Source organism: Mesorhizobium kowhaii (genome assembly GCF_003253745.1).
In the GTDB taxonomy this organism is placed as follows: domain Bacteria; phylum Pseudomonadota; class Alphaproteobacteria; order Rhizobiales; family Rhizobiaceae; genus Mesorhizobium; species Mesorhizobium kowhaii.
In genome coordinates, this window is the sequence record NZ_MZXV01000056.1 from 137,816 (window position 1) to 161,069 (window position 23,254).

18 protein-coding genes are annotated in these 23,254 nt (G+C 63.8%); 5 read left to right on the plus strand and 13 right to left on the minus strand.

The annotated features are described in order from the left end of the window. Nucleotides 1-4 precede the first annotated feature (4 nt). Nucleotides 5-1,543, plus strand: a complete 1,539-nt coding sequence (locus B5V02_RS26185) for a trimethylamine methyltransferase family protein (RefSeq protein WP_111546940.1) — start codon at nucleotides 5-7, stop codon at nucleotides 1,541-1,543. Here B5V02_RS26185 and B5V02_RS26190 read toward each other — a convergent pair. The 11 genes from B5V02_RS26190 to B5V02_RS26240 all read right to left on the minus strand — a co-directional run bounded on the left by B5V02_RS26190 (nucleotide 1,540) and on the right by B5V02_RS26240 (nucleotide 16,836). Continuing rightward, the gene (locus tag B5V02_RS26190) at nucleotides 1,540-2,220 is read right to left on the minus strand and encodes a TetR/AcrR family transcriptional regulator (protein ID WP_111546941.1); all 681 of its coding nucleotides are present in this window, start codon (nucleotides 2,218-2,220) and stop codon (nucleotides 1,540-1,542) included. The two genes, B5V02_RS26185 and B5V02_RS26190, sit on opposite strands and share 4 nt — an antisense overlap. 43 nt (nucleotides 2,221-2,263) lie before the next feature. After that, nucleotides 2,264-3,823 carry an ABC transporter substrate-binding protein gene (locus tag B5V02_RS26195; RefSeq protein ID WP_111546942.1) on the minus strand — a complete coding sequence of 520 codons (1,560 nt, stop codon included), beginning with the start codon at nucleotides 3,821-3,823 and terminating at the stop codon, nucleotides 2,264-2,266. Nucleotide 3,824: 1 nt separating this feature from the next. Next, nucleotides 3,825-4,853, minus strand: a complete 1,029-nt coding sequence (locus B5V02_RS26200) for an oligopeptide/dipeptide ABC transporter ATP-binding protein (RefSeq protein WP_111546943.1) — start codon at nucleotides 4,851-4,853, stop codon at nucleotides 3,825-3,827. After that, nucleotides 4,850-5,815 carry an ABC transporter ATP-binding protein gene (locus tag B5V02_RS26205; protein ID WP_111546944.1) on the minus strand — a complete coding sequence of 322 codons (966 nt, stop codon included), beginning with the start codon at nucleotides 5,813-5,815 and terminating at the stop codon, nucleotides 4,850-4,852. The genes B5V02_RS26200 and B5V02_RS26205 overlap by 4 nt, the downstream gene beginning before the upstream one ends. Continuing rightward, on the minus strand, nucleotides 5,812-6,699 hold the full coding sequence (locus B5V02_RS26210) for an ABC transporter permease (protein WP_111546945.1): 888 nt from the start codon (nucleotides 6,697-6,699) through the stop codon (nucleotides 5,812-5,814). Before B5V02_RS26210 ends, B5V02_RS26205 begins: the two co-directional genes overlap by 4 nt. After that, entirely contained in the window at nucleotides 6,683-7,633 is a 951-nt protein-coding gene (locus B5V02_RS26215) for an ABC transporter permease (RefSeq protein WP_111546946.1), read from the minus strand. The genes B5V02_RS26210 and B5V02_RS26215 overlap by 17 nt, the downstream gene beginning before the upstream one ends. Nucleotides 7,634-7,652: 19 nt before the next feature. Beyond that, nucleotides 7,653-9,662 (minus strand): CocE/NonD family hydrolase, encoded by a 2,010-nt coding sequence (locus B5V02_RS26220; RefSeq protein ID WP_111546947.1) that lies wholly within the window; start codon nucleotides 9,660-9,662, stop codon nucleotides 7,653-7,655. A gap of 197 nt (nucleotides 9,663-9,859) precedes the next feature. Next, complete coding sequence (locus B5V02_RS26225; protein WP_111546948.1) at nucleotides 9,860-13,000, minus strand: efflux RND transporter permease subunit; 3,141 nt, start codon at nucleotides 12,998-13,000, stop codon at nucleotides 9,860-9,862. Between the two features lie 201 nt (nucleotides 13,001-13,201). Then, nucleotides 13,202-14,350, minus strand: coding sequence for an efflux RND transporter periplasmic adaptor subunit (locus B5V02_RS26230; RefSeq protein ID WP_111546949.1), 1,149 nt, complete (start codon nucleotides 14,348-14,350; stop codon nucleotides 13,202-13,204). A gap of 52 nt (nucleotides 14,351-14,402) precedes the next feature. After that, nucleotides 14,403-15,008: a TetR/AcrR family transcriptional regulator gene (locus tag B5V02_RS26235; RefSeq protein WP_111546950.1), complete on the minus strand. Its 606-nt coding sequence runs from the start codon at nucleotides 15,006-15,008 to the stop codon at nucleotides 14,403-14,405. Between the two features lie 187 nt (nucleotides 15,009-15,195). Continuing rightward, the gene (locus B5V02_RS26240) at nucleotides 15,196-16,836 is read right to left on the minus strand and encodes an acyl-CoA synthetase (RefSeq protein ID WP_111546951.1); all 1,641 of its coding nucleotides are present in this window, start codon (nucleotides 16,834-16,836) and stop codon (nucleotides 15,196-15,198) included. A 294-nt stretch (nucleotides 16,837-17,130) separates the two neighbouring features. Here B5V02_RS26240 and B5V02_RS26245 point away from each other — a divergent pair, with 294 nt between their 5' ends. The 4 genes from B5V02_RS26245 (at nucleotide 17,131) to B5V02_RS26265 (ending at nucleotide 21,013) form a co-directional block, all read left to right on the plus strand. Next, the gene (locus B5V02_RS26245; protein ID WP_111546952.1) at nucleotides 17,131-18,096 is read left to right on the plus strand and encodes a sugar-binding transcriptional regulator; all 966 of its coding nucleotides are present in this window, start codon (nucleotides 17,131-17,133) and stop codon (nucleotides 18,094-18,096) included. A 194-nt stretch (nucleotides 18,097-18,290) separates the two neighbouring features. Next, the gene (locus B5V02_RS26255) at nucleotides 18,291-20,345 is read left to right on the plus strand and encodes a bifunctional aldolase/short-chain dehydrogenase (RefSeq protein WP_111546953.1); all 2,055 of its coding nucleotides are present in this window, start codon (nucleotides 18,291-18,293) and stop codon (nucleotides 20,343-20,345) included. A 127-nt stretch (nucleotides 20,346-20,472) separates the two neighbouring features. Beyond that, nucleotides 20,473-20,733: a type II toxin-antitoxin system ParD family antitoxin gene (locus tag B5V02_RS26260; protein WP_245446197.1), complete on the plus strand. Its 261-nt coding sequence runs from the start codon at nucleotides 20,473-20,475 to the stop codon at nucleotides 20,731-20,733. Further along, entirely contained in the window at nucleotides 20,726-21,013 is a 288-nt protein-coding gene (locus B5V02_RS26265) for a type II toxin-antitoxin system RelE/ParE family toxin (protein ID WP_111546955.1), read from the plus strand. Before B5V02_RS26260 ends, B5V02_RS26265 begins: the two co-directional genes overlap by 8 nt. A gap of 63 nt (nucleotides 21,014-21,076) precedes the next feature. Here B5V02_RS26265 and B5V02_RS26270 read toward each other — a convergent pair whose 3' ends face one another. Both B5V02_RS26270 and B5V02_RS26275 read right to left on the minus strand, forming a co-directional pair. Then, the gene (locus B5V02_RS26270) at nucleotides 21,077-22,129 is read right to left on the minus strand and encodes a substrate-binding domain-containing protein (protein WP_111546956.1); all 1,053 of its coding nucleotides are present in this window, start codon (nucleotides 22,127-22,129) and stop codon (nucleotides 21,077-21,079) included. 48 nt (nucleotides 22,130-22,177) lie between these two features. Beyond that, complete coding sequence (locus B5V02_RS26275; RefSeq protein ID WP_111546957.1) at nucleotides 22,178-23,173, minus strand: ABC transporter permease; 996 nt, start codon at nucleotides 23,171-23,173, stop codon at nucleotides 22,178-22,180. Between the last annotated feature and the right edge of the window lie 81 nt (nucleotides 23,174-23,254).

The following is a 23,254-nucleotide window of genomic DNA, read 5'->3' on the forward strand; positions in this document are numbered from 1 at the left end:
AGCCATGGAGCGCATCACGGCACGTCGCAGACCCGGCCGCCCGCAGCGCGAGGTCGGCGGTATCGAACAGCGGCCGTGGAAGCAGCTGACGCGGCCCTATGCGCCGATCGAGATCCTGTCGGCCGACCAGGTGCAGACGATCCACGAAATGGGCCTCACCATCCTCGAGGAGATCGGCATGCGCGTGCTGCAGCCGCAGGCACGCCAGTTCTATCGCGCCGCCGGCTGTGATGTCGACGAAGGCGAGATGCGGGTGCGCTTCGACCGTGCGATGGTCATGGAGCGCGTCGCCATGGTGCCGTCATCGTTCGAACTGCGGGCCCGCAATCCGGCGAAGAACGTCAAGGTCGGCGGCAGGCACTGTATCCTGTCGTCGGTCGGCGGACCGGCCTATGTCATGGACAATGATCGCGGCCGCAGGCCGGGCACCTATGCCGAAATGTGCGACTATCTCAAACTCATCCAGTCGTTCAACGTGCTGCATCAGGAAGGCGGCGGGCCGTTCGAGCCGCTCGACCTGCACCAGAACACCCGCCATCTCGACCTCTACTATGCCGAGATCACTTTGCTCGACAAGAACTGGCAGCCGCAGGCGCTTGGCCGGGGACGCGCCATCGACGCGCTGGAAATGGTGGCGATCTCGCTCGGCACGACGCGTGAAAACCTGGCGCAGGAGATGCCTGTGTTTACCGGCATCATCAACACCAACTCGCCGCTGCAGCTCGACGAGCCGATGGCCGAAGGGCTGATCGCGCTGGCCGAGCATGGCCAGGTCAATGTCATCACGCCGTTCACGCTCGCCGGCGCGATGAGCCCGGTGACGCTCGCCGGCGCGCTGTCGCAGCAGCACGCCGAGGCGCTGGCAGGCATCGTGCTGACCCAGATCGTGCGCCCCGGCGTGCCGGTGATGTATGGCGGCTTCACCTCGAATGTCGACATGAAGACCGGCGCACCGGCCTTCGGCACGCCCGAATACACACAGGCCGCGCAGATCACCGGCCAGCTGTGCCGGCTGATCGGCGTGCCGTTCCGCTCCAGCAATGTCACCGCTGCCAATTCGGTCGATGCGCAGGCGGCCTATGAGAGCGCCATGTCGCTGTGGGGCTGCCTGATGGGCGGCGCCAATCTGGTGCTGCACGCCGCCGGCTGGCTCGGCGGCGGGCTGACGGCATCATTCGAGAAACTGGTCATCGATGCTGAGATGCTGCAGATGATGTGCGCCTATTTCGACCCGCCGGTGGTGGACATCGACACGCTGGCGCTGGAAACCGTCCGCGAGGTCGGCCCGGCCGGGCACTTCTTCGGCGCGGCGCACACGATGCAGCGCTACGAGCGGGCGTTCTACTCGCCGCTGGTGTCCAACTGGGACAATTACGACACTTGGATGGAACGCGGCCAGGTGACGGCGCGCGAGCGGGCCAATGTGGTCTGGAAGCGCATGGTCGCCGAGTATGAGCAGCCGCCGATCGATCCTGGGATCGACGAGGCGTTGCGCGACTATATGGAACGCCGCAAGCGCGAGGGCGGTTCGCCGCTGAATTAGGAATCTCGCAGCGGACCGACCTGCGCCTCAAGCATCTCGAAGCCGGCGGCTTCGGCGGCCTGCGGCGTCACTACGCTTTCGTCGAGGCACCATTCGAGCCAGAGCCCGTCGACCAGCGCGATGAAATTGCGCGCCAGCGTCGGGGCGTCGACTTGCCTGCCGCGCGGCACGGCGACCGCTGCGATATCCTCGGCGAGCTCCGCCCGGTAGGCGTCATAGAGTTCGCGGTGCGCCGCCTTGAGCCGCGGGTTGACGGCAATCTCCCCCCACAGCGACAGCCAGATCAGAAGATTGTCACGGCTGAAGTAATCGGGTGAAAAATTGGAGTGCACCAGCGCCGCGAGCGCTGCCTGCGGCGACCAATCGGACGTCTCCGCGCGACGACGCTTGGCTTCGGCGATCTGATTGTTGACGCTGGCATAGAGCGAGGATTTGTAGACCTCGACCAGCAAGCCATCGAGGCCTTCGAAATGATGGTTGATGAGGCCGCGCGAGACACCGGCCTCCTTGCAGATGCGATCGATGGTAAAGGCGCCGATGCCGCCGACCGACAGGCATCGCGTTGCCGCGTCGATCAGCATCGAGCGGCGCACATCCGCCTGTTCACGGCTGAAGCGCGGCGGCGATTTCTTGGCGCCGCGCTTGCGTTTTTCAGGTGCTGGTTCCGCTTCCGTCATGGCTCCCAGCTAAACGATCAGCTCTTTCCTGTCCACGGAAGCGTCACGCCTTCTTGAACAGCACCGGATTGGGATGGCCATCGGGATAGATGACCGGCTCGAAATCCGCCTTGTGGATGACGACCAGCGGCTGGTGGCAGATGAAAACGAAGCCGCCGGATTGCTCCATCAGGTCCTCCATGCGGTTGGACAATGCGATGCGCTTGGGCTCATCGCTTTCCGCCACCAGCTGCTGATAGCCGGTCTCGAACTCAGGGCTGTCGAAGCCGGACCAGTTGTAGGCGCCGATCTGGTCGGGACGGAACCAGACAAGGTTTTCAGATGGGTCGACGCCGCCGGCAAAATCCATCAGCGCCAGATCGATGTTCTTGTAGCCGTCGCCCTGCGTCTTGTCGCCGACGCCCCAGAAGGCGGCTTCGTCGTAAGGCTGGATCTCGACCTTGATGCCGGCCTGTTCGAGGCTGGCCTGGATGATCTGCGCGGTCGCGGTGCGGATGGAATCGTTCATCACCGTCAGGGTAAGCGACAGGTTGCTGACGCCGGCCTCCGTGAGCAGGGCGGCGGACTTCTCATAGTCGGGTGCGGCGATCAAATTGCCGGCCCGCGCGAATTTGGTGCCAGGCTGGACGACGCCGGTGGAACGCTTGGTGAGATCGTCATAGACGCCGGTCAGGATCTGCCCGACATCGACGCCATACTGCACGGCCTGGCGGACCTTGAGGTCCTTGAGCCGCGGGCTCAGCATGTTGATGGTCAGCCAGACATAGCGGGTCGACTGCGCTTCGATCACCTTGGTGTTGGCGGGCGGGCTGGCCTTGACCGCCTTGGTCGCCGAGATGGCAATCTTGGTGTAGTCGAAGGCATCGGCCTCGTAGGCAAGCTGTGCGGCCTGATCGTCAGCGACGATGTAGATCTCGACCTTGCCGAAATCCGGCTTTGGCCCCGGCCAGTCAGGATTGGCGGTCAGCGTCACCTTCTGCTTCTGCTGCCAGTCCGAGAAGAGGTAGGGGCCGCAGGTCGCCGGCGGTTCGGTGGTGAACTTGCCGCCAGCCTTCTCGGTGCCGGCGCGGCAAATGATGTGGCCGCCATAATAGGGCAGGCTGGTGACAAAGATCGGCTGGTACGGGTCCTTGAGATGGATGATGCCGGACCTGGCATCGACGACCTCGACACGATCGAGCTTCTCGAACTGGTAGGCCCAGGGCGATGACAGCTTCGGATCGGCAATTCGTTCATACGAGAATTTCACGTCTTCGGCAGTGACAGGGCCAAAACCGTTCGACCATTTCAGTCCGTCGATCAACGTGAAGGCAATGGTTTTCGGATCCTTCAGCTCAAGCTTCTCCGCACCCCAGGGCGACCAGGGCGAACCTGCCCTGAGATCGCCAAGCCGGTTCAGCGAGACATAGATGCCGCGCATCGTGACATCCTCGATCCCGCCGATCATGAAGGCGGGATCGAGGGTCTGAAGATCGCCTTCCATACGGATGCGCAACGTGTCGCCGGCGGCCGACCAGGCGAAACCCGGCTTCATCGTCAGGCCGGCGCCCAACGCGCCCGCCGCTTTCAGGAATGCACGTCTGTCCATGTTCCATTGCGTCATGTCAGTTTCCCCTTTGGTTTGCGGAAGCGCGTGAGAAGGCTTCCCGTTCTTGCCCGCCTGTCTCCAGCGGGAAATGGCAGCGCACCATCCGGTCAGCGCCCATCGGTCGATAGGCCGGTGCCTCGGTCTTGCAACGATCACGGGCGATCGGGCAGCGTGTGTGGAATTCGCAGCCCGAGGGCCGACGGAACACACTTGGGATCTCGCCAGTGACGGCCGGGTTCTGGCTGCGCCGGCGCGGATCGGGTATCGGCTCGGACTGGATCAGCGTCGCGGTGTAGGGATGCATCGGCGCGGAAAACACGTCCTGCGTCGGCCCGGTTTCGACCAGCCGGCCGAGATACATGATGGCCAGTCGATCGCTGACATGGCGGATCATTGCGAGATTGTGGGTGACGATCATGGCGGCGAAGCCGAGTTCGCGTTTCAACTCGCCGATCAGGTTGAGCACGTCGCCCTGCACCGACACGTCGAGACCGGCGGTCGGCTCGTCGGCGAGCAGCAGATGCGGCTTCATCGCCAGCGCCCGGGCAACACCGACACGACGCGCCTGGCCGCCCGAAAGTTCGTGCGGGAAGCGGTCGACGAAGGAGGCCGGCAGTCCGACCAGCGCCAGCAGCGCTTTTGCCGCGGCGCGGCGGTCCGGCATCGGCAGCCCCTGGATGATCTGCGGCTCGGTCAGCAGCGTGCCGATGCGCAGGCGCGGGCTGAGCGAGGCGACCGGGTCCTGGAACATCATCGCCGAGCGCCGGCGCATGGCGCGGAAATCGGCCGGCGTTTGCACCTCCCTGCCCTCGAAGACGATGCGGCCCGCCGCCGCGCGCACAAGGCCAAGAATGGTGCGGGCAAGCGTGGTCTTGCCGGAACCGGACTCGCCGACCAACCCAAGCGTCTCGCCCGGCATCAGAGACAGCGTTACGCCGTCGATGACGTTGAAGCTCGGCAAGGGGAACGGGTTGATCAGGCGGCTGAGCAGCCCGCTACGGGCGAAGGTTACCGACAGATCGTCGATGGCGAGCAGCGGGCTCATGGCGCCACCGCATGGCAGCGCGCCATATGCGAGGCGGACAGTTTCACCTGTGGCGGCGCGACGCTGCCGCATGGCGCGAAGGCGCGGTCGCAGCGCGGCGCGTAAACACATCCGGATGGCGGCTGGGTCAGGTTGGGCAATGAGCCCGGAATGGTCGGCAGCCTGTCCAGCCTTTCATGGAAGCGGGCCGGATCGCAGGCGAGCAGCGCCTGCGTATAGGGATGCCTTGCATCGTGGAAGATCGCGTCGACCTCGCCGCCCTCGACCACCTCGCCAGCATACATCACATAGACGCGGTCGCAGAGCTCGGCGATGACGCCGAGATGGTGCGAGACGACGATGATGATGCCGTTGTATTCGCGCCTGAGTTCGCGCAGCAGATGGATGATCTGCGCCTCCATGGTGACATCGAGCGCCGTCGTCGGCTCGTCGGCGATGAGCAGGCCGGAATCGGTCAGCAGGGCAGCGGCGATCGCCACCCGCTGGCGCATGCCGCCGGAGAGTTCGTGCGGGTAGCAGTCCATCCGCCGTTCCGCGTCCGCGATGCCGACACGGCCGAGCATGGCGGCGATGCGCGCGCGCTTCTGCGCACGGCCGAGATCCTTGCGGTGATGCTGGAAGTCGACGAGCTGGTCGCCGATGGTCAGCACCGGGTTGAAGGCGGTCATCGGATCCTGGCTGACCAGGGCGATCTCGTCGCCGCGCAGCAGGCGCTGGTGGTGTGCGTCGAGCTTTGCCAGGTCGACACCATTGTAGCTGATCGACCCGTCGATGCGGGCGTTGGCCGGCAGCAAATTGGCCAAAGCGGTGACCAGCGTGGACTTGCCGCAGCCGCTCTCGCCGACGATGCCGATCACTTCGCCGGGATGCGCCTCGATGTCGACATGGCGCAATGCGTGCACACTGCCATGCGGCGTCTCGTAGCGGACGCTGAGATCGCTGGCGGTGAGCGAGCCGCTCATGCCGGCCTCCGCAATTGCAGGCGCGGGTCGAGATAGTCGCGCAGGCCTTCGCCGAGGAAGGTGAAGCCGAGCGTCGCCAGCACCAGCGGCAGGCCGCCGAAGATGACCATGAAGGGCGCCGAACGGATGCTGGTGTAGCCGTCATAGAGGATCGAGCCCCAGGACGGCGTCGGCGGCCGCACGCCGAGACCGAGGAAGCTCAAGCCGGCCTCGACCATGATGACGACCGGAATGTCCATCGACAGAAGGATGATCAGCGGGCCGACGACATTGGGCAGAAGGTGGATGAAGATGATGCGCGCGGCGCTGGCATCGAGCAGCCGCTCGGCGAGGATGTAATCGCTGTTCTTCAGCGCCAGCGTCTGCGCCCGGATCAGCCTGGCATAGCTCGGAAACGAGGTCGCGGCGATGACGATGATCAGCGTGCCGGTGCCGGCGCCGAGCACGGTGATGATGGCGAGCGCGAACATGATCATCGGCAGCGAATTCAAACTGTCGAAGGTCAGCACCAGGATGGCGTCGAGCCAGCGCGGCCCGTAGCCGGCGATCAGCCCGAGCAGCAGGCCGATCGCGCCGGCAATCGCCACCGACACCATGGCAATGGTCAGCGCCGTGCGCGCGCCATAGATGACGCGCGACAGGAGATCGCGGCCGAGATGATCGGTGCCGAACCAGTGTCCGGCCGATGGCGGCTGCAGCTTGTGCAGCACATCGATCTTGAGCGGCGAATAGGGCGCCAGCCAGGGCGCGAAGACGGCAGTGATGAGGAACCCGGTAACCAGGATCAGCGCCACGCAGGTGAACGGATCGGCGAGCAGCGCGCGCAGCAGCGGAAATCGTTGTCGGTCAGGAAGGGACAGCGAGGCGTCAGCCACGGAAGACATCGCGCACCCTCGGATCGAGCCGCGCGATCAACAGATCGGCGGCGATGGTGATGGAGACGTAGATGGCGGTCATGATCAGCACGGTGCCCATGACGACCGGATAATTGCGGGTGTTGACGGCGTCGGTGATCAGCTTGCCGATGCCGGGGCGGGCAAACACCGCCTCGACGAAGACGGCGCTGGACAAGATGCTGCCGAGGCCGACGGCGACCAGCGAAATGGTCGGGATGATGGCGATGCGCAACGCGTATTTGGAGACGATCTTCCACTCCGGCAGGCCAAAGGAGCGCGCGGTGCGGATGTGCGGTTCGCCCATCACCTCCATCATCGAGGCACGCACCATGCGGGCGATGTAGCCGATCCAGCCGAGCGCGATGGCCGCGGCCGGCATGATCAGCGCCTTAGCCTGGCTGACAATGTCGCCGGCCTCGCCGGCGCCGATGGCCGGCAGCCAGCGCAGCGTCACCGCAAACAGCAGCAGCGAATAGATGGCAACGACGAAGGACGGCACGGCAATGACGCCGACCGAGAGCACGCCGATGACGGCGTCGGCAAGCGTGCCGCGCCGCATCACCGACAGGCAGCCGAGGGGAACGCCGATGACAAGGGCAACAGTGAGCGCGGTCAGCCCAAGGATCAGCGTGTTCGGCAGTGCCTCCAGGACCAGAGTGGAGACCGGCCGGTTCGACCAGACGTCGTAACCAAGGTTGCCGGTCAGCGCGTTGCGGAAGAATTCGACGATCTGCCACCAGACCGGCTGGTCGAGGCCCATGCGCTCGATCAGCAGCTGCTTCAGTTCCGGCGTGGCGCGCGGACCAAGCGCCACGGTTGCCGGATCGCCCGGCACCAGGAAGACGGCCGCATACATGGCGATCATCACGAGCACGAGGATCAGGAGGCCAAGACCGATGCGCTTCACTGCATATGCAAGCATGGTCTCCTCTCCGCTCCTATCAGGCGAAATCGCGCCTGATGCGCCGCGTTGCCGAGGCGCTATGGACGAGCTTGCCTCGTTCTCGCGCTTCGAGCCGCCAGCTCAGGTTGAAATGGGTTTCGTCTGATGTCAGTTCGGTCACCGCCATTGCCTCGGTGTCGGCATCGCCGCTGGCAATCGCCCAGCGGTATTCGGTGACGAGCTTGGCCGACAGCGGTTCGTCGGCGCGGATGCTCATCGTGTCGGTGTTGGCCGAGGACACGGTGATGGCGCGATCATCATAGCGCCTGCGTCCATGGTCGGAACTCAGCGCGATGGTCTGTATGCCCGTGCCGACATCATCGGTAACGATGCGGCGGTCGAAGCCGTCATCCAGAGTGATCGTGGGAACCGGCGGCGCTGTTTCGGCCGGTTCGAAGCGGACGTCACGGTCGCGCGGCGACGGCGGGCGCACCGGAAGCATCACCGTGCTGTCGCCGCTCGCCACCGACAGCGTCGACAGTTTCGGCTGCGGCCACAGGATCGGCCAGTGCTGGTTGGCCAATGCCAGCCGGATGCGATGGCCCTTGGGCACGATGCGGGCGAAATCATTGAGCTTCAGCTGCACGCGGAACGGTGTTCCGACTGGGCACGGTGTCGGATGCTCGTGGCTGTCGCGATGGCTGAGATTGAGCACGCCATAGGTCATCAGCGCCGAGGTGCCGTCGGGATAGACGTCGCAGAGCCGGGCGGCGAGGTTGACATGCGGCTGGTCGACGGTGACGAGCAGATCGAGTTCCGGCGCCCCGAGCAAGGTCAGGTCGTCGTCGAGCGGTGGCGTGTCGAAGCACAGCGCCAGCCCGTCCTCGCGGCGCTGGTCGATGGCCATGTCCGGACAGGAGCCGCCATAGCCGCCCCAGCGGCCACAGTCGCGGCCGGCGGTGGCCGGCGAACGTACGGCAAGCGTGGCGCCGGGCGCCGCCTGACTGCCCAGCCCGGCGGCGTTCAGGTGCAAGGCGCGGCGCTCGATGCGCGGTGACGGCCACTGGTCCTCGGCGGCCCAGCTGCCGGCATGATCGGGAAGGTAAAAAGGTTGCGGCCGTTCTTCGCCGGTGACCCAGACGCGGTAGAGCGGCTCGTCCATGATGCCGGTGTCTTCGCCACAAAGCCAATGGCGCCACCAGCGTAGCGCCTCCTGCAGATAACCGATCAGCGGCCCGGGCGCACCGCGGCAGGGATAGGCATGCGACCACGGACCGACGATGCCAAGCTTCGGTCCGGGCAGATGTTCGAGCAGGCGCGGCACGAAGTTGGAGTAGCTGTCCTCCCAACCGCAGACAGCCATGACCGCGCATTCGATCGCTGCGTGATTTTCGCAGACCGAACCTTGCCGCCAATAGTCGTCGCGGCGCTGGTGCGCCAGCCAGTTTTCCGACAGTGAGCTGGTCGCCGCCAGACGGCTCGCCCACATGGCGCGCCAGGCGTCGCCGACGATCTGCGGATCGGGCGCCATCGCCTTCTTGACCAGCATGAAGTTCGACCACATCTCCTGCTCGGTGAGCAGCGCGCCGCCCATGTAGTGGATGTCGTCGGCATAGCGGTCGTCGGTGGCGCAGTTGGTGATGATGGCCTTCAAGGCCGGCGGCCGGCGCGCCGCGACCTGCAGTGCGTTGAAGCCGCCCCAGGAAATGCCGGTCATGCCGACATTGCCGTTGCACCAGGGTTGCGCGGCCAGATGGGCGATGATCTCGCAGGCATCTTCCTGCTCGAGCGGCAGATATTCGTCGGCCAGATCGCCGTCGGAATCGCCCGAGCCCCTGATATCGATGCGGGCGCATGCGATGCCATGGCCGGCAAGCCAAGGGTGGATGTCGATATCACGCGCCACGGTGCCGTCGCGGCGGCGGTAGGGCACCATTTCGACGACGACGGGCACCCTGGTGTCGGTGCGTGGACGCCACAAGGTGGCGGCGATGCGCGTGTCGTCGGCCAGCGTGATCCAGAGCGGATCGACGGTTTCGACGGCAAAGGGGAACTCGGTTCGTACCACGGGCAGGTACTCGTTAAATCGCCTTGTTGAACGTTCGTACAACAAGGCGATTTAACCTGCAATCCCGGTTCGCGCTTTTTGGCGCCGAATACCGCTCACGGCCCGTGCCGTCGGGCGGGCCAGCGAGAGACCGATTATGAAGCGGTGGAAGAGAACGCAGATTTGCGGGCCGGACGGTACCGTCCGGCCCGCAATATCTATTCGGCGGCCAGCGCCAGTTGCGGCCTTTCGGCAGGCAACTCTGGTTCAGGCATCTGTTCGGTATCCATCGCCTTCTTGGGCTCCCGCCCAAAGAACAGAGCGTAGCCCGCCGGCAGCACCAGGATGGTTAGCACCGTGGCAACCATGATGCCGCCCATCATGGCATAGGCGAGCGGCCCCCAGAACACGGCGCGCGAGATCGGGATCAGCGCCAGCACGGCGGTCATTGCCGTCAGCACGATCGGGCGGAAGCGTCGCACGGCCGAGCCGATGATCGCTTCATAGCGATCCATGCCAGTGGCGATATCCTGGTCGATCTGGTCGACCAGGATGATCGAGTTGCGCATGATGATGCCGAGCAGCGCGATGACGCCGAGGATGGCGACGAAGCCGAACGGCGCGCCGCTGATCAAGAGGGCCGCGGCAGCACCGATGATGCCGAGCGGGCCGGTCGCCAACACCAGCATTGCCTTGCCGAAATTCTGCAGCTGGATCATCAAGAGCACGACGATGATGGCCAGCATGATCGGCGCCTTGGCGGCGATCGAGGCCTGGCTTTCGGCCGAATCCTCCGCACCGCCCTGGATCTCGATCTTGTAACCGGGTGCCAGCCCGTCGCGCAGGCCCTGCATGTCCTTGTACAGCTTGGTGACGACGTCGTTCGACTGCACGCCGTCGGGCAGCGTCGCCCGCACGCTGATGGTCGGCAAGCGGTTACGCCGCCATTCGATGCCTTGCTCCAGCACCGGCACCACCTTGGCCACCTGCGACAGCGGCACGAAGCCGCCGAAATCGGTCGGGATGTAGACGGAGTCGACCGAGGACAGCAGGCTGCGGCTGGCGTCCGGCTCGCGGGCGACGATGGACACCGTCTCCTCGCCGTCGCGGAAGTCGTCGAGCGCGGCGCCGGACATGGTCGCCTGCAGCATCTGGCGGATACGCTGCGATGTGACGCCGAGTGCGCGGGCGCGATCCTGATCGATGACCAGCTTCATTGCCGGCACCGGCTCCAGCCAGTCGTCATGGACGGCGCCAAGAAGCGGATCTTCGCGGAACTTCGCCTTCACCTGATCGGCGATGCGGCGCACCTCCTGGCGATCCGGACCCATGACGCGCATCTGCACCGGCCAGCCGGTCGGCGGGCCGAGGAACAGACGGTCGACCTTGGCGCGGATCGACGGGAAGTCTTCAGCCAGAACCGTGCGCAGCTTGACGATCAACCGTTCGCGGGCCGGCTCGTCATTGGCCATCACCAGAAGCTGGGCGAAGTTCGGATTGGTCAGCTGCTGGTCGAGCGGCAGGAAGAAGCGCGGCGCGCCTTCGCCGATATAGGTGGCGATGAAACGCTTGTCCTTGTCGTCCATCATCTTGGTTTCGAGCGCCTTGGCCTGCGCCTCGACTTCCTTGATGCTGGTGCCTTCCGGCAGCCAGAGGTCGACGAGGATTTCCGGCCGCGACGATTGCGGGAAGAAGTTCTGCGGGATGAACTGGAAGGCCCAAAGGCTGGTGCCGAAGGTAACCAGCGTCATGACAAGCACGATGATGCGATGGCGCACCGCCCAACCGACCGTGGCGCGAAGCCGGCGGTAGAAACGCGTGTCAAAGACATCGTGATGGCTGCCGGCATGCTTGCGCTGCTTCAGGATCATGTTGCCGAGCCACGGCGTGAAATAGACCGCGACGAACCAGGACACGATCAGCGCGATGCCGACGACATAGAACAGCGTGCGCACATATTCGCCGGCCGTGGAGGCGGCGAAGCCAACCGGGATGAAGCCGGCGGTGGTGATCAGCGTGCCGGTCAGCATCGGGAAGGCGGTCGAGGAATAGGCGAAACTCGCCGCCTCGATCTTGACCAGCCCCTCTTCCAGCTTGCGCTCCATCATTTCGACGACGATCATCGCGTCGTCGACGAGCAGGCCGAGCGCGATGATCAGCGCGCCGAGCGAGATGCGCTGCAGGTCGATACCGAGTTCGTACATGATGGCGAAAGTGGCGGCCAGAACCAGCGGAATGGCGATGGCAATGACCAGGCCGGAGCGCCAGCCGATCGACAGGAACGAGACGACGAGCACGATCAGCAGCGCTTCGCCGAGCGCCTCCATGAACTCGTTCACGGCATCCTTGACGACCTCGGGCTGGTCGGAAATCTGATCGACCGCAACGCCGTAGGGCAGTCCTTCCTCGAAGCGCTTGTAGGTCGCCTCGACATCCTTGCCGACGTCTCTGACGTTGAAGCCCTTGGCCATGACGACACCGAGCTGCACGCTCTCATGGCCGTTGAAGCGGTATTTGCGCTGATAGGGATCTTCCAGCCCCGACGTCACCGTGGCGATGTCGCCGAGCCGGGTGACCTGGCCACCGGCGCGCAGGCGCAGGTTGCGGATATCTTCCACCTTGCTGACGTTGCCCTCGACCGAAATGCGCACCGAGTTGGTGCCGGTGTCGACGGAGCCGGCCGGGTCGACATTGTTCTGTCCCTTGATCGCGTTCTGCAGATCGGTCAGCGTCAGGCCGCGTTCGGCGAGCGCCTTAGAGGAGACGTCGATATAGAGCTTTTCCGGCTGGTCGCCGATGATGACGGCCTTCTCGACGCCGGGCGTGGTCAAAAGCATGTCGCGCGCCTGGATGGCGAACTTCTTCAGCTCGGGATAGCTGAAGCCGTCACCGCTGATCGAATGGAGCGTGATGAAGGTGTCGCCAAACTCGTCGTTGAAATAGGGGCCGAGCAGGCCTTGCGGCAGGTCGCCAGCAATATCGCCGACCTTCTTGCGCACCTGATAGAAGGCGTCCGTCACCTCGGCGGCGTTGGTGTCGCCCTTGATCTGAACCGTGATGATGGCGCTGCCGGCGCGAGTGAACGAGCGCACGAAGTCGAGATGCGGCGTTTCCTGCAGCTTGCGTTCGATCTTGTTGACGACCTGGTCTTCCATCTCCTGGATCGAGGAGCCGGGCCAGATCGCCTGGACGACCATCACCCGGAAGGTGAAATCGGGATCTTCCTTCTGGCCCATGCGCATCAGGCCGAGCGCGCCGGAAATGATGATCAGGCCGAACAGGAACCGCGCAATGGAGGGATGGCCGATTGCCCAGCGCGACAGGTTGAAGGGCCGCTTCTCGTCCGTGGAATTGGTCATCGATGCTGGTCCATCTATTTCAACACAAGATCGAGGTTCGGGTAGTGGCTTCCGGGCGGCAAAGCTCTCCGAGCGGAGAACACTCATCGCGGTGGGACGCGAGAATTGATGCGCGGGGGTCACATCAATCGAGCGCCTCGGTTCGAGCGTTTGCCGCCCGGAAACCAGCGGCTGCGGGAACGCGCAGCCGGTTGTCTGTCGTCAGCGCACCTGCTTGGCGTCGCTGCCATCGCCGGCCGCGGAAGCAGATTGCAGCACTGTGTCGCCGGTGAGTTTCACTTTCAGGTTCTCGGTCATGAACTGCGTGCCGGCGGCGACCACGACATCGCCGGGCTTCAATCCTTCGGCGACCCGCACGCCATCGGCGGCGAACTTGGCGACCTTGACCGGGCGGGCATGGACGGTGTCGGCACCGCGATCGACGGTCCAGACGATCGACTGGCTGCCTTGCTCGGCCAGCGCGCTCAGCGGTATCGAAACGAGCTGCCGCTCATTGGCCGCCGAGGCTTCGATGCTGGCGGTCATGCCGAGGAGAACGCGCGAATCCTTGGGCAGGCTGACGCGAACGGCAAAGGTGCGCGATTGCGGATCGGCACTGCCGGCGACTTCACGGACCTTGCCGTCGAGCGCGAGCGCGTCATCGGACCAGAAGCCCGCCTTGACGATCTTGCCCGGCTTGAACTCGCCGATTTCCATTTCCGGCACCGCGATCAGCACTTCCTTTTCGCCGTCGACCGCGACGGTGACCACCGGCGTTCCGGAGCCAACCACCTGGCCGACATCGGCGCTGACCGCGGTGACGATGCCGTCCCTGTCGGCCTTAAGGTCGGTGTAGCCGGCCTGGTTCTTGGCCTGGTCAAGCGACGAGCGAGCAGAATCGCGGGTGGCGACCGCCTGGTCATAGCTCAGCGTCGCCTGTTCGAGCTGTGATTTCGGTGCAAAGTTCTTGGCAAAAAGCTGCTCGGCGCGCTTGCGGGCAAGCTCGACAGTCTCGACCTGCCGCTCGGCGGCATCAAGCGCTGCCTGAGCGCTTTTGACCGAAAGGTCGTAATCGATAGGATCGATGCGGGCGAGCACATCGCCTGAGGCCACATGCTGACCAATGTCGACAAGGCGCTCCGTGATCTTGCCGTTGACCCGGAACGCCAGCGCGCTCTCGGTGCGGGCCCGCACCGACCCGGAATAGGAGAGCGTGCGGGTGTCATGCGCCTGGGCGATCTCGACGACCTTGATCGGGCGGATGATGTCCTTGACTTCGGCTTTCTCCTGCGAGCAGCCGGCAAGCCCGAGCGCCGCGACGATCAGGCCGGCGACCGGCAGCTTGCCAAGGATGGAACGGGACAAAGACATCTTGCTACTCCGACTGGAGATGAATGGTCGACACCGGCACCTGCGTGCGGCGCTATTTCAAGGCCTTGATTGCATAATCGATGAGGTCGTCGGGCATCGCCCGATTGGTCTTGGCAAGACACTGCGCCACCATCTGCGGATGGCACAGGATGACGGTGGCAGCGCCGAAGCAACGCGATGCGATCACCGGATCCTGTTCCCTGAACTCACCCGCCTCGATGCCATCGCGGATGACCTCCGCGAACAGATCGTGGATGCTGTCGACGTGCTTGTCGATGACGCCCCAATCCCGTTCGAGCGCGACGATGACCATTTCATGGACCTTCTGCTCGTCGAGCATGACTTCCATCGTCATTTTGTATTGCGCATGTACGTAGCGCCGAAGCCGCTCCTCCGCGCTGATCGGCAGGTGGCAAATCTCATAGGCCATCTTGTAGCTGGCACCGAGCATCCGGCCGCAGACGGCCTGGTGGATTTCGACCTTGGTGGCGAAGAAACGGTAGATATTGGCCGGCGACATGCCGAGTTCACGGGCGATGTCGGCGACATTGGTCTTGCCGTAACCGTAGTGCCGGAACAGGCGCTCGGCGCAGTCGAGAATGCGCGTCACATTTTCCTGTCGGGCGACGTCAGGGACTATGTTGGCGGCTTCGGACATGGCTCTCTGTTGTTACGAGTGACGAATTTCAATTTTCGTCAGTCGTAAATCGAAATGGTCAGCCTGTCAACGCGAAATCGGCGTACGCGTACAACTGGTGACAACTGGTGACATCCCAATAGACGCCACCAAGCGGCACGAGGATGCGGGCCACTGGAAATATTTTCGCGAGAGGCCGTTGGAGACTTCAGGCGACCTTGGCCATTTCCCGCAGCCGGAACTTCTGGATCTTTCCGGTCGAGGTCTTCGGGATTTCGGCGAAGATCACCGCCTTCGGCACCTTGAAGCGGGCAAGCAGCGCGCGGCAATGCTCGATGATCTCGGCCTCGGTCGCCGCCTTGCCGGGTTTCAACTCGACATAGGCGACCGGCACCTCGCCCCATTTGTCGTCGGGTCTGGCGACAACGCCACAGGAGGCAACCGCGGTGTGCTTGTAGAGTGCGTCCTCGACCTCGATCGAGGAGATGTTCTCGCCGCCGGAGATGATGATGTCCTTGGAGCGGTCCTTGAGCTGGATATAGCCGTCGGCATGCATGACGCCGAGATCGCCCGAATGGAACCAGCCACCGGCAAAGGCCTCGTCGCTCGCCTTGCGGTTCTTCAGGTAGCCCTTCATGACGATGTTGCCGCGGAACATGACCTCGCCGATGGTCTCGCCATCCGCTGGCGTCGTCCGCATCGTCTCGGGATCCATGACGGTCAGGCCTTCGAGCGCTGCATAACGCACGCCCTGCCGCGCCTTTTTGGCGCTGCGCGCGCCCTTTTCGAGATCATCCCAGGCGCCATGCCATTCGTTGACGACTGCCGGGCCATAGGTCTCGGTCAGGCCGTAGAGATGAGTGACGGCAAAGCCGGCGTCGGCCATGCCGGACAGCACGGCCTCCGGCGGCGGCGCAGCCGCAGTGTTGAAGGTGACGGTCTGCGGGAATTCGCGCTTGTCCTCGTCCTTCGCGTTGATCAGCACCGACATCACAACCGGCGCGCCGCACAGATGGGTGACGCCCTGGTCGGCGATGGCATCGTAGATCGGCTTCGGCCGCACCCAGCGCAGGCAGACATGGGTGCCGGCCTGGACGGCGAGCGTCCATGGAAAGCACCAGCCATTGCAGTGGAACATCGGCAGCGTCCACAGATAGACCGCATGCTTGGCCATGCCGGCATGAATGGTGTTGGTGTAGGCCATGAGGGCTGCACCGCGATGGTGGTAGACGACGCCCTTCGGATTGCCTGTCGTGCCGGAGGTGTAGTTGAGCGAAATGGCGTCCCACTCATCGTCGGGCATCGACCAGGCGAAGTCCTCGTCGCCGCCGGCGATGAAGTCCTCATAGTCTGATGTGCCTATGCGCTCGCCCTTCGGATAGGGCGCGTCGGCGGCGTAGTCGGGATCGTCATAGTCGATGACCAGCGGCTTGACCTTGGCCAGCCCCAGGGCCTGCTTGACGACGCTGGAGAACTCGCGGTCTACGATCAGTATCCTGGTCTCGGCATGGTCGAGCTGGAAGGCGATGACCGCGGCATCGAGGCGGGTGTTGAGCGAGTGCAGCACCGCCTTGGTCATCGGCACGCCGAAATGCGCCTCCAGCATCGGCGGCGTGTTGGACAGCATGACGGTGACGGTGTCGCCCTTGCCGATGCCGCGCTTCTGAAGGGCCGAGCCGAGCTTCAACGACCGACGCCAGAAGGTGCGATAGTCTAGGCGCTGGCGGCCATGGATGATGGCGACATGGTCGGGAAAGGTCTTTGCCGCGCGCTCCAGATAGGTGAGCGGCGTGAGCGGCTGGTGGTTGGCCGCGTTCTTGTCGAGATCCTGTTCGTAGGGATTGCCCATCCCGTCCTCCCCTAGCGCATGACCCCGAAAACCGGAATCGATTTTCGGAAAGGATCATGCGCAAGATCAAAGTGCTACAGTGTCCTTTGCGCGTCCGTAAAGACGCGCGGCGCTGTAGTGTCTTGTCTATGATCTTCTAATCACAGGCTCGGGCCGCGTCACCACCAACGATGCCGCGATAGAGCGCATTTGGCACAATGATGATCTAGATTCAGCGGGTGAAAGGGCATCGTATACCTTGGCCTGGTTTGACTTTTGTCGAAGGCCGTGAATAATGTCAGCCGAGGAGACGGCATGGCGATCCGACCGGCAGAACAACTCATCCACAAGGCCGCCTGGCTCTACTACGCCCATGGCCTGCGACAGGACCAGGTGGCGAGCCAGCTTAACATTTCCCGTGCCTCGGTCGCCATGTATCTTCGCAAGGCGCGCGAGACCGGCATCGTCAACATCTCGACCTCGACCCAGCTTTTCACCGACGATGTCCTGGCGCGCAAGCTCGAGGATGCGCTGAGCCTCGACGCCGTCTGGATCGCGCCGGAAAACGACCATATCGCCGATCCATCGACGGAAATCGCCGTGCTGGCGGCGAGCGTCTTTCTCGAGCTGGTCAAGAAGGGCGACCGCATCGGCGTCGCCTGGGGCCGCACCGTCTACATGATCGCCGACATCATGTCCTATGCCGACCTGCAGGATGTCACCGTGGTGCAGCTCTGCGGCAATCTCGGCGCGCCCTATTCCTACCGGCCCGACCAATGCACCATGGAAATCGCGCGGCGGCTCAACGCCAAGGGCCTCAATTTCTACGCGCCGCTGGTGCTGTCGACGGAAGAGCTGGCGCGCGCGCTGCGTGCCGAGCCGGTGATCCGGGAACAATTGTCCGGCGTCGGTGAATGCGATCTGGCGCTGTACTCGGTCGGCGCGGTCGACGCCGACAGCCATCTGGTCAAATGTGGCGCGCTGACATCTGGCGAAATGGCGGAGCTGCGCAGCCGAGGCGCCGCCGGCGTCATTGCCGGGCAGATCATCGATGCCGACGGCAAGGTGCTCGACTGCAGCTACAACCGCCGGGTGATCTCGGCCGAGCTTGCCTCGCTGCGCGCCATCGCCAGGCGCCTGATGGTCGTGCAGGAGGACAGCAAGTTCGAACCGCTGCTCGCGGCGATCGCCGGCGGACTTTGCACGCATCTGGTGGTCGGCGCACGCATGGCGCAGCGGCTGCTGGATCATGCTGGAGCGACGACAGAAAAGGCCTCCTAATGCATGTCGCCCAAAAGTGGCCCCGGTTTTGGGACAACGACATGCATAAAAACAAAGACCTAAAGCGCGTCGCCTGAATCCATTCAAACGCGACGCGCTTTAGGAAACCACCATCTCCGCCGCCGGCGCATTGTCATCAAAGCGTCGCGGCATTCCTGTTTCACCATCAAAGACAGCAACTGGACGAAACAAACATGAAGAACCTGTGGAACGACGACGCAGCCGAGAAACTCGTTGCCGACTATGCAAAGAAGGGTGTCGGCCGCGACCTGGCGCTGCGTGTCTACACGACCCGGCTGCTGGGTGGCGAGCCACGGCTGGTCCTGCATGGCGGCGGCAACACCTCCTGCAAGACGACGGCCACCGATCTCGTCGGCGACCAGTGGGACGTGCTGTGCGTCAAGGGCAGCGGCTGGGACATGGGTGTCATCGAGCCGCAGGGCCTGCCGGCGGTCAAGCTCAAGCCACTGCTCAAGGCGCGCTCGCTGAACAAACTGGCCGACGAGGACATGGTTGCCCTGCAACGAGCCAACCTCATCGACCCGTCCTCGCCCAACCCTTCGGTCGAGACGCTGCTGCATGCCTTCCTGCCGCATAAATTCGTCGACCACACGCACTCGACTGCCATTCTGGCCATCGTCGACCAGGAGGACAGCAAACCGCTGGTCAAGACGGTGTTCGGTGCGAAGATGGGCTATGTGCCTTACATCATGCCCGGCTTCGACCTCGCCAAGGCGGCTGCCGATATCTTCGACGCCGATCCGACGGTCGAGGGCCTGATCCTCGACAAGCACGGCATCTTCACCTTCGGCGACGATGCCAGGCAGGCCTACGACCGGATGATCCACTATGTGAATGTCGCCGAGGAGTACGTCGCCAAGAACGCCAAGCCGCCAGCGGCGAAAGCAGCGCTGCCGGCAAAGCTCGCGACACCGGCGGCTATCGCGCCAACGCTGCGCGGCGCCGTCGCCGTGGCGCGCGGCGAAGGTCGCTTCGACCGCATGATTAGCGACTTCCGCACCTCGGACGCTATCGTCGATTTCATCAATTCGGCTGAGATCGCCGACTATGCCGCGCGCGGCGTGTCGACGCCTGACCTGTCGATCCGCATCAAGACCGGACCGATGGCGCTGCCGGCGCCGGATGCCGACAAGGTCGGCGACTACAGGGCGGTGATCAAGGATCACGTCGAAGCCTTCGCCAAGGACTACCGCGCCTATTTCGAAACCAATGATGCCCTCGACGACGTCAAGCGCACCATGCTCGACCAGATGCCGCGGCTGACGCTGGTGCCAGGCCTCGGCATGTTCGGCCACGGTCGCACGCTGAAGGATGCGAAGATCGCCTCGGACGTCGGCGAGATGTGGATCGAGGCGGTGCGCGGCGCCGAAGCAATTGGCCGTTTCCATCCGCTCTCCAAGGCCGACCTGTTCCCGCTCGAATACTGGTCGCTGGAGCAGGCCAAGCTCGCCTCAAACAAGCCGAAGCCGCTGACCGGCCAGGTGGTGCTGATCACCGGCGGCGCCGGTGCGATCGGTGCCGCGACAGCCAAGCTGTTCGCAGACAATGGCGCCCATGCCGTCGTCGTCGATCTCGACGCCGAAAAGGCCGCTGACGCCGCCAAGAAAGCCGGCAACAACTCGATCGGTGTCGCCGCTGACATCACCGATCGGGCGCAGGTGCGTGCCGCCTTCGACAGGGCGGTTGCCGTGTTCGGCGGCGTCGACATCCTGGTGTCCAATGCGGGTGCCGCCTGGGAAGGCCGGATCGGCGAGCTCGACGACGCGCTTTTGCGTCGGAGTTTCGAGCTCAATTTCTTCGCCCACCAGTCGGTGGCGCAGAATGCCGTGCGCATCATGCTCGAACAGGGCACCGGCGGCGTGCTTTTGTTCAACACCTCCAAGCAGGCGGTCAATCCGGGGCCGAAGTTCGGCGCCTATGGCGTGCCGAAGGCAGCGACACTGTTCCTGTCCAGGCAATACGCGCTCGATTATGGCGCGCACGGCATCCGCTCGAACGCCGTCAACGCCGACCGCATCCGCTCCGGCCTTTTGACCGACGCCATGATCGCCAGCCGTTCGGGTGCGCGCGGCGTGTCGGAGAAGGAATACATGTCCGGCAATCTGCTCGGCCAGGAAGTGACGGCACAAGACGTGGCGCAGGCCTTCCTGCATCATGCGTTGGCCGACCGGACCACCGCCGATGTGACGACGGTCGACGGCGGCAATATCGCGGCCGCGATGCGATAGGCGAAAGTCTTGCCCTTACAATCCGCTGCCACGCGGCAGGGGATTGTAAGGCGCATATGCTGGAATCCTAACAAATATTGTTAGATCTTGTGAGGCGTGGTATAGGGTGGGGATGAAAAACGAACCCATGCGCACCCTCACCATATCCCTCACCCCACAGCAGGCCGCTCGCCTGCAAAGCGCCATCGAAGGCGGCGGATATGCCTCCAACAGCGAGATTGTCCGCGACGCCTTGCGCTTGTGGGAGCAGCGTGAGAAATTGCGAACACTGGAGCTCGATCACTTGAAGCGGGCCTATGCTGACGGCATGGCCAGCGGCAAGCCGGTGGAAGTCGAACCCGCCGAGTTCATACGCGGCTTGAAGGCAGAACGCCGCGCCCGTGGCTAGATATCGGTTTACACCGCGCGCCTCGCAGGATTTGCGAGACATCTGGCATACCATCGCAATCGACAACGAACAGGCAGCGGACAAGCTGCTTATGCGCATTTTTGACAAGCTGGAACTGGCGGCACAGCACCCGAAGATGGGCGCGGCCCGGCCGGAGTTGAGCGTGACGGCCCGTGTACTCGTCGAAGGCCGCTACATCGTCATCTACGAACCGCAGTCGGAAGGTGTCCTGGTCGTGGCGATTGTCCACGGGATGCGCGACCCGGAACACTGGCTGTAACCCAAAGGGACTGAGGGTGAAAGGAGCGGCGCAACGCCGCTCCTTCTTTGCCGGAGAGCAAAATTACTTGGCGTTCGGGTTCGGCATCCAGGCGGGCATCGCGACATCGGCATGGGCGAACTGCGGCAGCTTGGCCGACAGGTCTTCCATGTTCTTGATGTCCTTGTCGATGAGGTCCTTCTGGGTGATCAGCGTCGGCGGCACGACGACGTTGTGGCCCGGATCTTCACCGGCGAGCAACTGTGCCAGTGCACGCACCGAAACCTGGCCAACGACGGCCGGGTTGGTGGCGGCGGTTGCCGCCCAGGCGCTGTCGGGCTCACGCATAGCGGCGATATCGGACGTCGAGATGTCGGCCGAGTAGATCTTGATGCCCTTGTTCAAGCCCGCCTCGTCGACGGCGATCTTCACGCCCTTGGCGAATTCGTCATAGGGGGCGAACATCACCTTGATGTCGGGATGGGCCGACAGCACCGAACGCGCCTGGTTGGCGACGGAATTGGCGATCGGGTTGTCGAGCGTGCCGAACATCGCGACTTCGCTGATGCCGGCATACTTCTTCTTGACGTCGACCCAGGTCTCGTTGCGGCGGTCGAGCGGCGCGATGCCGGCGACATAGACATAGCCGGCCTTCCAGCTGTCGCCATTGTCCTTGACCGCCTGCTCGAGAGCGAGGCGGGCCAAGTCGCGATCGGACTGTTCGACCTGCGGGATCTTGGGGTTTTCGACATTGACGTCGAAGGCCACCACCTTGATGCCGGCGTCGACCGCCCGCTGGGCGGCGTCCTTCATCGATTCCGTCAGGCCGTGCTGGATGATGATGCCCTGCACGCCAAGCGCGATGGCCTGGTCGACCATGTCAGACTGAAGGGCTGCATCCTGGCGGCTGTCGAGCACGCGCAGGTCGATACCGAGCGCCTTCGACTGCGCCTCGACGCCGCTGAGATAGGCCTGGAAGAAGTCGCCGGTCGAGAGATAGCGCACCAGCGCGATCTTGACGCCGGGCTTGTCGAACGGCGCCGGCTTGTCCGCGGCCAGCGCCGGGAACTGCATCAGCATGGTTGCGCCGGCCAGCCCGAGCGCGACCTTCCCCAGAAGTCTTCTTGTTATGTTCACTTCGTTTCCTCCACTCTTGTTGAACCCAAAATCCTATCCGGTCGAAAGCTATCTCCTGCCCCTGCCCGAAAGCGCAAAGGTGAAGACAAGGGCGACGACCAGCACCACGCCCTTGACGAAATCCTGCGTGTAGTAAGGCGCGTTCATCATCGTCAGGCCTTGCAGCAAGATGCCGACGAACAGCGCGCCGACGGCAGTGCCGAAGGCGTTCGGCTTGGCGGCGCCAAGCACCGCGTAGCCGATGAGCGCCGCGGCGACAGCGTCGAGCAGCAGATTATTACCCGAGGCGATGTCGCCGCGTCCAAGTCGGGCGGCGAGCAAAATGCCGCTGATCGAGGCAAAAACTCCTGAAATAACGTAGGCCCAGATCTTGTATGCCTTGACAGGCGCTCCGGCGAGTTCGGCGGCACGCTCATTGCTGCCGACCGCATACATCATGCGTCCGAAACGCGTGTATTCGAGGAAGAACCAGATCAGCACGGCGAGCACGAGCAGCACGACCACCGACACCGGAATGAGGTTCGGGATGAAGAAATCGAAGCGGTGGCGGCCGAGCGCCAGGAAGGCGTCGCTGAACTTGCCATTGGCGACCGAACCATCCGGCATGGTCATGCCAGTGGCGATCGAGCGGCCTTCGGTCGGGATGCGCTGCAGGCCGACCAGCAGGAACATCATGCCAAGCGTCGCCAGAAGATCCGGCACGCGCATGTAAACGATCAGCCAGCCATTGATGAGGCCGACAATGGCGCCGATCAGCAGGCAGACGACGACCGCGACGAGAGCGTTCTGCTCCAGCACCACCATGACATAGGCCGCCGCCATCATGGCTGAGGTGGCGACCGAGCCGATCGACAGGTCAAAGCCGCCAACGACGAGCGTGGCGGTGACGCCGAGCGCCAGCACGCCGGTGATGGCGACCGACTGGAAGATGAAGACAGCACTTTGCGGTGAAACGAAACCGTCGGCGGCGATCGCGAAATAGGCGACGAGCCCGAACAACAGTACGATGAAGCCGTAGCGGATGGCGTGGTCGCGCAACGTCATTCAGCGCCCCCGCGCGCCGCTGCCATTTTTACCCAACTCGAACCCATAGTCTCTCCATTCCAATTCCTTTTTGCCGCCACG